At 64.0% G+C, this 7,359-nt stretch carries 10 protein-coding genes, 1 tRNA gene and 1 pseudogene; 8 read left to right on the top strand and 4 right to left on the bottom strand.

Annotation, left to right across the window (positions count from 1 at the left end; translation table 11 throughout):
• From trpD to VK519_RS02985, 4 genes and pseudogenes are all read left to right on the top strand, one after another.
• Positions 1–380: pseudogene (gene trpD, locus VK519_RS02970) on the top strand (anthranilate phosphoribosyltransferase); the annotation flags it as partial.
• Between the two features lie 11 nt (positions 381–391).
• Positions 392–1,180, top strand: a complete 789-nt coding sequence (gene trpC / locus VK519_RS02975; protein ID WP_324347523.1) for an indole-3-glycerol phosphate synthase TrpC — start codon at positions 392–394, stop codon at positions 1,178–1,180.
• A 9-nt stretch (positions 1,181–1,189) separates the two neighbouring features.
• Complete coding sequence (locus VK519_RS02980) at positions 1,190–1,885, top strand: haloacid dehalogenase-like hydrolase (protein ID WP_324347525.1); 696 nt, start codon at positions 1,190–1,192, stop codon at positions 1,883–1,885.
• 73 nt (positions 1,886–1,958) lie between these two features.
• Positions 1,959–2,894 (top strand): GNAT family N-acetyltransferase, encoded by a 936-nt coding sequence (locus VK519_RS02985; RefSeq protein ID WP_324347527.1) that lies wholly within the window; start codon positions 1,959–1,961, stop codon positions 2,892–2,894.
• Between the two features lie 6 nt (positions 2,895–2,900).
• Here VK519_RS02985 and crp read toward each other — a convergent pair whose 3' ends face one another.
• Positions 2,901–3,515 carry a cAMP-activated global transcriptional regulator CRP gene (crp, locus tag VK519_RS02990; RefSeq protein WP_284691553.1) on the bottom strand — a complete coding sequence of 205 codons (615 nt, stop codon included), beginning with the start codon at positions 3,513–3,515 and terminating at the stop codon, positions 2,901–2,903.
• Positions 3,516–3,898: 383 nt separating this feature from the next.
• On the opposite strand from crp, the gene speD reads away from it, so the two are divergent.
• The gene (speD, locus tag VK519_RS02995; RefSeq protein WP_324347531.1) at positions 3,899–4,684 is read left to right on the top strand and encodes an adenosylmethionine decarboxylase; all 786 of its coding nucleotides are present in this window, start codon (positions 3,899–3,901) and stop codon (positions 4,682–4,684) included.
• Between the two features lie 86 nt (positions 4,685–4,770).
• On the opposite strand, the gene coq7 is transcribed toward speD, so the two are convergent.
• Positions 4,771–5,412, bottom strand: coding sequence for a 2-polyprenyl-3-methyl-6-methoxy-1,4-benzoquinone monooxygenase (gene coq7 / locus VK519_RS03000; RefSeq protein WP_324347533.1), 642 nt, complete (start codon positions 5,410–5,412; stop codon positions 4,771–4,773).
• A 161-nt stretch (positions 5,413–5,573) separates the two neighbouring features.
• Between coq7 and rplM the strand changes: the two genes are divergently transcribed.
• The 3 genes from rplM (at position 5,574) to VK519_RS03015 (ending at position 6,541) form a co-directional block, all read left to right on the top strand.
• Positions 5,574–6,002: a 50S ribosomal protein L13 gene (gene rplM / locus VK519_RS03005; RefSeq protein ID WP_324347535.1), complete on the top strand. Its 429-nt coding sequence runs from the start codon at positions 5,574–5,576 to the stop codon at positions 6,000–6,002.
• A gap of 9 nt (positions 6,003–6,011) precedes the next feature.
• Entirely contained in the window at positions 6,012–6,404 is a 393-nt protein-coding gene (gene rpsI / locus VK519_RS03010) for a 30S ribosomal protein S9 (protein ID WP_324347537.1), read from the top strand.
• Between the two features lie 63 nt (positions 6,405–6,467).
• A tRNA-Gln gene (locus VK519_RS03015) sits at positions 6,468–6,541 on the top strand.
• A 137-nt stretch (positions 6,542–6,678) separates the two neighbouring features.
• On the opposite strand, the gene VK519_RS17890 is transcribed toward VK519_RS03015, so the two are convergent.
• Together VK519_RS17890 and VK519_RS03020 are read right to left on the bottom strand one after the other, a co-directional pair.
• Complete coding sequence (locus tag VK519_RS17890; protein ID WP_524538973.1) at positions 6,679–6,885, bottom strand: DUF8220 family protein; 207 nt, start codon at positions 6,883–6,885, stop codon at positions 6,679–6,681.
• Entirely contained in the window at positions 6,860–7,123 is a 264-nt protein-coding gene (locus VK519_RS03020) for a hypothetical protein (protein ID WP_324347539.1), read from the bottom strand. The genes VK519_RS17890 and VK519_RS03020 overlap by 26 nt, the downstream gene beginning before the upstream one ends.
• Between the last annotated feature and the right edge of the window lie 236 nt (positions 7,124–7,359).

Here is a 7,359-nt window from a genome sequence, read left to right on the forward strand (position 1 = left end):
CGATGGTGGTGTGGGGCAGGGACGGCATGGACGAACTCTCCCTCGGTGCCGCGACGCTGGTGGGCGAACTGCGCAACGGCCAGGTGCGCGAGTACGAAGTGGAGCCGGAAGATTTCGGCCTGGCCATGGCGTCCAGCCGCAATCTGCGGGTGGAAAACGCAGCTCAATCCATGGCCATGCTGCTCGAGGCCGTGGAAGGCAAGCCCGGCGTGCCGCACGAGATCGTTTGCCTTAATGCCGGCGCCGCCCTGTACACCGCCGGGGTGAGCGACTCCATCGCCGACGGCATCGCCGCCGCCCGCCAGGCCATCACCAGTGGTGCCGCCCGTGCGAAAATAGACCAGTTCGTTGCCGTGACGCGCCGCCTCGCCGACGCCTAGAAAAGTATCTTATGACCGACATCCTCGATCGCATCCTCGCCCGCAAGGTCGAAGAAATCGCCGCGCGCCATGCCGCGGTGCCGCTGGACGACCTCGTCGCGCGCGTGGGTGATCTTCCCGACACGCGGGGCTTCGCCGCCGCCATGGAAGCGAAAATCGCCGCCGGCTTGCCCGCGGTGATCGCCGAAGTGAAGAAGGCCAGCCCCAGCAAGGGCGTGATCCGCGCGGATTTCCACCCCGCCGACATCGCCCGCAGCTACGAAGCCGGCGGCGCCGCCTGCCTGTCGGTGCTTACCGATGCCGACTTCTTCCAGGGTAGCGAAGCCTATCTGCAGCAGGCGCGGGCGGCGTGCTCGCTGCCGGTGCTGCGCAAGGACTTCATCATCGACCCGTACCAGGTATACGAGGCACGTGCGATAGGCGCCGATTGCATCCTGTTGATCGTCGCAGCACTGGACGACGAGCGCCTGATGGACCTCTCCCTGCTGGCAGCCGAGCTCGACCTCGACGTCCTGGCCGAAGTGCACGATGAAGACGAACTTCTGCGCGCGCTGGCCCTGCCGGTGCCGCTCGTGGGCGTGAACAACCGCAACCTGCGCACGTTCGAAACCTCGCTGGAAACCTCCCTGCGGCTGCGGCCCCTGGTGGAGCCTGGCCGCATTTTCGTCACCGAATCGGGCATCCACGCCCGGGAAGACGTCTCGCGCCTGCGCGCGGCCGACATCGATGCCTTCCTGGTCGGCGAGGCCTTCATGCGCGCGCCAGACCCCGGCAGCGCCTTGCGCGCTCTCTTCAACTAGGCGGCCACGGTGACTACAGGGGAAGCGGTGGAAGGTGCCGAAACGGCGCCGGAAGATGGTGCGCGCGTGGTGCTGTTCGACTTCGACGGCGTGTTGATTCGCGGTGATTCATTCACGCTGTTCATGCGTGCCCGTTACAAGCGGTCGCTCGGCCGCAAACTGCTGGCGCTTTTGACATCACCCGTGTGGCTTGTGCTGGCGATCTTTTCGCGCAAGCTCGCGGCGCATTTCCTGGTACGCGTGGCCTTGCTGTTCGTCGGCGCAGCGCGGTACGAACAGATGGCAACGGCGTTCGGCGTGGAGCTGGCGCGCACCCCCAGGCTGTTCCCGCGCGAAGGCATCCTGGCCTTGCGCCGGCACGTGCATGCCGGCGAGCGGGTGTTGGTGGTAACCGCCTGCGAAAAAACCCTGGCGCGTGCCATCCTGGACGAACTCGGCCTGGCGGGTGTCCCGGTGTTGGCATCGACGTTCCGGCCCGGCTGGCTCGGCATGCGCGTACGCCGCCACAACATCGGCGCTCGCAAGCTGGTGAGCCTTGCCGAGATCGGACTTACCCGTTGGGACGTGGCCTATAGCGATTCCTGGCGGGACATCCCGATGCTTCGGCCGGCCACCGAGCCGATGATGGTCAATGCCTCGCCACGTACCTGCAAACGGGTTGAAAGGGCCCTGGGCCGGGCGGTGGGGCGGGTCGCCTGGTACTGATGGCCGATTGCGCCCGGGGTTAAGTACCGCTACCGTGGCCGGCTGCCCCTCCCCGCGTAGCCCCTCCTGCGTCATGCATTTCGATTCCCTCGCCGAGCTGGCGCTTGCCAGCCGCCTGCACGCGCTTAGCGAGCAGCTCTACCAGTCCATAGACGACGTCTTCCAGGCCACTGGCTCGACCTTGCAGTCGCGCTGGATCCCCATCCTGCGCTTCCTGCGGGACCACGGCCCGGCGTCGTCGACTGACATCTGCCTGGCCCTGGGCCTGCCGCATACCACGGTGAACCCGCTTGCCAGCCTGCTGGTGCGCGAAGGGCTGGTGGAGCGTCGCGGCACGGGCACGCTGGCCGCCACGGCGACGGCGCGTCATGCCCTGCGTCAGCTCGAGCCCACGTGGCTTGCCATCCGGCGCACGGTGAACCGCGATTACCCGGGCATCGCACGGCTGCTGCTGGGAGCGCTGGCCGGTACCGAAGACGCGCTGCGCAGACAGTCGCTTTCAGACGCCATCCTGCGGGAACATGGTGCCCTGATGTCCGCCGAAGTTGAAATCGTCGCCTATGAGCCGGCCTATGCCGGCGACTTCCGCCGCCTCAACCTGGCCTGGCTGGAACGCTATTTCGTGGTCGAAGCCGTGGACGACGCCTTGCTGTCCGACCCGGAAGGCATGGTGCTGGCACAGGGTGGGGTGATCCTCTTCGCCCGCTGCGAAGGCGCGGTGATCGGCACCTGCGCCCTGTTGCACGAAGGCGAGGGCGTCTTTGAGCTTTCCAAGATGGCCGTGGATGAGGCCTGGCAGGGCTTGGGCGCCGGCCGCAAGCTCATGGACGCGGCGCTGGAAGCCTATCGCCGCCTGTGTGGCCGCGAGCTGTTCCTGGAATCGAGCAGCCTGCTGAAGAAGGCCCTGGGGATGTACGAACGGGCCGGCTTCGTGATGCAGCCGGGCGTGCGCGAGGGTTCGCACTACGCCCGTGCCGACGTCTACATGGTGTACGACCCGCGCCGGTAACGATGGTTAGCGGGTGCCGCGCACCACGATCGTCTTGCCGGTGACGTCGATCATCCGCTCTTCTTCCAGTTGCTTGAGCACCCGGCCCACCATCTCGCGTGAGCAGCCGACGATGCGGCTGACTTCCTGGCGCGAGATGCGGATCTGCGTGCCTTCCGGGTGGGTCATGGCGTCCGGTTCCGTGCACAGGTCCAACAGGGTGCGCGAGACACGGCTGGTGACGTCCATGAAGGCCATCCGGCTGACCTGCCGCGAGGTACGCAGCAAGCGATCGGTGAGCTGCGCGCCGATGGCGAACAGCAGTTTCGGGCAGTCGTCGGCGAGCGTGGTTTCCAGCAGCTGGAACATCCGCTCATAACTGATTTCGGCCATTTCGCAGGGGGTGCGTGTGCGCACCAGCGATTCGCGCTGCGCCTGCTCCACGAACAGGCCCATCTCGCCGATGAACTGGCCCCGGTTGATGTAGGCCAGGATCAGTTCGCGGCCTTCCTCGTCTTCGGTGCATACGGCCAGAGAGCCGTCGATCACGTAGTAGAGCGTGTTGGCGGGGTCGCCGGGCCGGATGATGGCGGTTTTACCCGGGTAGCGCCGCCGGTGGCAGGCGCCAAGGAAACGTTCCATCGTGGGCGGGTCGGGGGCGAAGCTAACCGGGGCTTGCGAGCGCTCGAACTGCTGCTGTAACAGATATTTGAGTTGGGCCACGTTCGGTTCCAGTAAGCCATGAGGGTCGTGGCGGGCGCGCTTGTTTCGCGCCCGAGGGCTACTCCGGCAGGGCCCCAACACCTCGTAAGCGTCGATTATTGCAGGAATGACTCATCTTGCGATGGATTCAAATCCGGCGCGGTTTGGCTCATAATTTCGCTCTTTCGGCCGGGCGGGCTGTCTTGTCCCGGTCACATCGAACGTTAAAGCTCTACGCCTGAACGTTCTTTTTCGAAAGCGGGGACCCTAGCTGCTAACCCGTGTCAACTGTAGGCCGCGCAAGCGGTCCCCGGAGTGCCGCCGTGGTAAAACCGCTTCCCCGCCTGATGTTGCAAGGTTTCAACAACCTGACCAAGGCCCTGAGCTTCAACATCTACGACATCTGCTACGCCGTGTCGGAAGAGCAGCGCCAGCGCTACATCGAGTACATCGATGAGCAATACGATGCCGATCGCCTGACGCAGATCCTTACCGACGTGGCCGAGATTATCGGCGCCAACATCCTGAACATCGCGCGCCAGGACTACGATCCGCAGGGCGCTTCGGTGACCATCCTGATCTCCGAAGAGCCGGTGGTGGAGAGGCTTGGCCGCGACACGATCTCCGGTGCCGTGGTCGCGCACATGGACAAGAGCCACATCACCGTCCATACCTATCCGGAAACCCATCCGCACAACGGCATCGCCACCTTCCGCGCGGATATCGACGTGGCCACCTGCGGCGTCATCTCCCCGCTGAAGGCGCTGAATTTCCTGATCGACAGCTTCGAATCGGACATCGTGGTGGCCGACTACCGCGTGCGCGGCTTCACCCGCGACGTGAAGGGCAAGAAGCACTTCATCGACCACAAGATCAATTCCGTACAGGACTACCTGGCCCGCCATATCCGCCAGAAGTACGAGATGTTCGATGTGAACGTCTACCAGGAAAACATCTTCCACACGAAGATGCACATCAAGGACTTCGACCTCGATACCTATCTTTTCGAGGCCCAGGCCGATGACCTCTCCTTCAAGGACCGCCAGCGCATTGAATCGCTGCTGCGCCGCGAGATCGAAGAGCTGTTCCATGGCCGGAACCTGATGTAACCGTGAGCGCGTCGCCCGCGGGGTCAGAGTCACGACTCTGACCCCCAAACAAACCCCGCCTCGAGCGGGGTTTTTTTTGCCCGGTACTAGATCCGGTAGGCCACGGCCTTCATCACCTTCGACATCCCCCGCATCAGGGCGGGAATGGGCCGAGGCAGCGCCACGCCGCCCCGATCCTGCGCCTGCACGGCGTGGCGGGCTTCATCCACCTGCATCTGGGTCAGGATGGCGCGGGAGCGCTCGTCATGGGGCGGCAGGCGCTCCAGGTGCTCGGCCAGGTGAGCCTCGACCTGGCGCTCGGTCTCCACCACGAAGCCCAGGCTCACCGGGTCGCCCACCAGGGCGGCGGCGGCGCCGATGGCATAGGAACCGGCGTACCAGAGGGGGTTGAGCAGGCTCGGGCGGCTTTCCAACTGGGCCAGGCGCTCCGAACACCAGGCCAGGTGGTCGGTTTCCTCCGAGGCCGCATGCAGCAGGTGGGCCCGGACGGCGCCGTCCCGGGCCAGGGCCGCCTGGCCCATGTACAGGGCCTGGGCGCAGACCTCGCCGGTATGGTTGATGCGCATCAGGCCGGCGGCTCCCCGGCGCTGGAGGTCGTCCATTTCAGCCTCCGGCGCCCCCTGGGCTGGGGAGGGCCGGCCGGCCTCCGGCTTGCCGGCCACGGCCTCCATGGCGTGCTCGATCCCGGACAGGACACGGTCGAGTCGGCTAAACTGGCGGACAGGCATGGTTTGGGGGCTCCTTTTCCTTCATCACATGCTATCATTGTCGGCCCGATGCCCTTCGTGGGCGTGGCTTGCGCGCAAGGTGACGATTCCGTTATCCTCTCGCGTCTTTGGTCCACCGATTCCGTGTTCCGCCAAGTTGGCGGCTATCAGGTATTTTCGAAATGAAAACGTTCAGCGCCAAGCCGGAAAGCGTCAAGCGCGACTGGTTCGTCATCGATGCGACGAACAAGACGCTCGGTCGCATGTCGACCGAAATCGCCCGTCGCCTCCGCGGCAAGCACAAGCCGGAGTACACCCCGCACGTCGATACCGGCGATTACATCGTCGTGATCAACGCCGACAAGGTGGCCGTCACCGGCAACAAGCTGGACGACAAGAAGTATCACCGCTTCACCGGCTACGTCGGCAACCTGAAGACCACCAGTCTGAAGGATCTGCTGGCTGCACACCCGGAGCGCGTGGTTGAGATCGCGGTCAAGGGCATGCTGCCGAAGAACCCGCTGGGCCGTGCGATGTACCGCAAGCTCAAGGTCTACGGTGGTGCCGAGCACCCGCACACCGCACAGCAGCCGCAGGCGCTGGAAATTTAAGGAACCGACATGGCAATTACGCAGAATTACGGCACCGGCCGCCGCAAGTCCTCCGCCGCCCGCGTTTTCCTCCGCAAGGGCAGCGGCGCCATCGTCGTCAACGGCAAGACGCTCGAGCAGTTCTTCGGTCGTGAAACCTCCCGGATGATCGTGCGCCAGCCGCTCGAACTCACGGACAACACCGACAAGTTCGACATCACGGTGACGGTTGCCGGCGGCGGCATCACCGGCCAGGCCGGCGCCATCCGCCTGGGCATCTCGCGCGCCCTGGTCGAGTACGACGAAAACCTGAAGCCGCCGCTCCGCAAGGCCGGCTTCATGACCCGCGACGCCCGCGAAGTCGAGCGTAAGAAGGTCGGTCTGCACAAGGCTCGCCGCGCCACGCAGTTCTCGAAGCGCTAATCCCCCGGGATTACGCTTCACCGACAACGCTCCAAGGTCAGAGCGCGTTGCCGGCCCAGTTACTGGGAGATCGTCTAACGGTAGGACAACGGACTCTGACTCCGTTTATCTAGGTTCGAATCCTAGTCTCCCAGCCAAAACGCCAAAGCCCCTGAGAAATCAGGGGCTTTTTCGTTTGTGGGTTTCGATGGCGTCCAATGCGCGCTTTTGTAAGGACAGCTTCATCAGCGTCCATACAATTGAATACATCCAGCCTCTAGTGTTCGCCGCCTCCTTATCCAGGGCGTCCCGAACCTTGAGGCTTTCTCTTTTCAGGAAGAATGAAGGAAGCACATGGGCACGGCCGTCCGTGAATTCCGATCACATCGACCTTGGCAACGGGCTCTGCCCATGCAGGCGTGATGACCGCTGCCGCCGCGTCATCTCCGAGCCGCTCAAAAAAATCCTCCGCGAACTCAATGTCCTGGTCGTTCGGGAAAATCTGAGTTTCGACTCACCGCATCCGACGGCCGGCGCCGCGCCCTGAATGCCTTCACGGCAAAAAATAGGATGCTTATGAGCGCCACCAGGGCGACACTTGAGAGCACAGTCAATTTCTGGTTCAGATGGGCCGGGGCAGCGCCGGGGAAGTTCGTCAGCCAGATGTCCTGGATCAACCAGGCTATAGCCATGAGAAACACAACCAGACTTGCAAGGAAGGCGAGCAGGAATTTCAGCATCCGGTTTGTGGGACATTGGCGCGGCTAACCGCTGGGTTACGCTATTGTCCCAAACTTGGTCCATTGAGGCGCTCATGGTCAAACCACCGTTGTGGCCCCTGCTCGCCGCCTGCATGGTTTCCCTTGGTGCAGGTGCGCAGGGTGTTCCCATCCGTAACGGGCAAGTCGCCTGGGCCGGGATGAAGATGGATGTCACCGGCACCGTGTCGAAAGCCGACAGGGCGTGCCGCGAAGTC

Origin of the sequence: Pinirhizobacter sp. (assembly GCF_035317885.1) — a bacterium.
In the GTDB taxonomy this organism is placed as follows: Bacteria; Pseudomonadota; Gammaproteobacteria; order Xanthomonadales; family Rhodanobacteraceae; genus Pinirhizobacter.

Coding starts and splice junctions, on each gene's coding strand:
- rplM (WP_324347535.1), top strand. CDS start 5,574: ATGAAAACGTTCAGCGCCAAGCCGGAAAGCGTCAAGCGCGACTGGTTC.
- rpsI (WP_324347537.1), top strand. CDS start 6,012: ATGGCAATTACGCAGAATTACGGCACCGGCCGCCGCAAGTCCTCCGCC.
- VK519_RS02985 (WP_324347527.1), top strand. CDS start 1,959: ATGCATTTCGATTCCCTCGCCGAGCTGGCGCTTGCCAGCCGCCTGCAC.
- coq7 (WP_324347533.1), bottom strand. CDS start 5,412: ATGCCTGTCCGCCAGTTTAGCCGACTCGACCGTGTCCTGTCCGGGATC.
- VK519_RS03020 (WP_324347539.1), bottom strand. CDS start 7,123: ATGCTGAAATTCCTGCTCGCCTTCCTTGCAAGTCTGGTTGTGTTTCTC.
- crp (WP_284691553.1), bottom strand. CDS start 3,515: ATGGAACGTTTCCTTGGCGCCTGCCACCGGCGGCGCTACCCGGGTAAA.
- trpC (WP_324347523.1), top strand. CDS start 392: ATGACCGACATCCTCGATCGCATCCTCGCCCGCAAGGTCGAAGAAATC.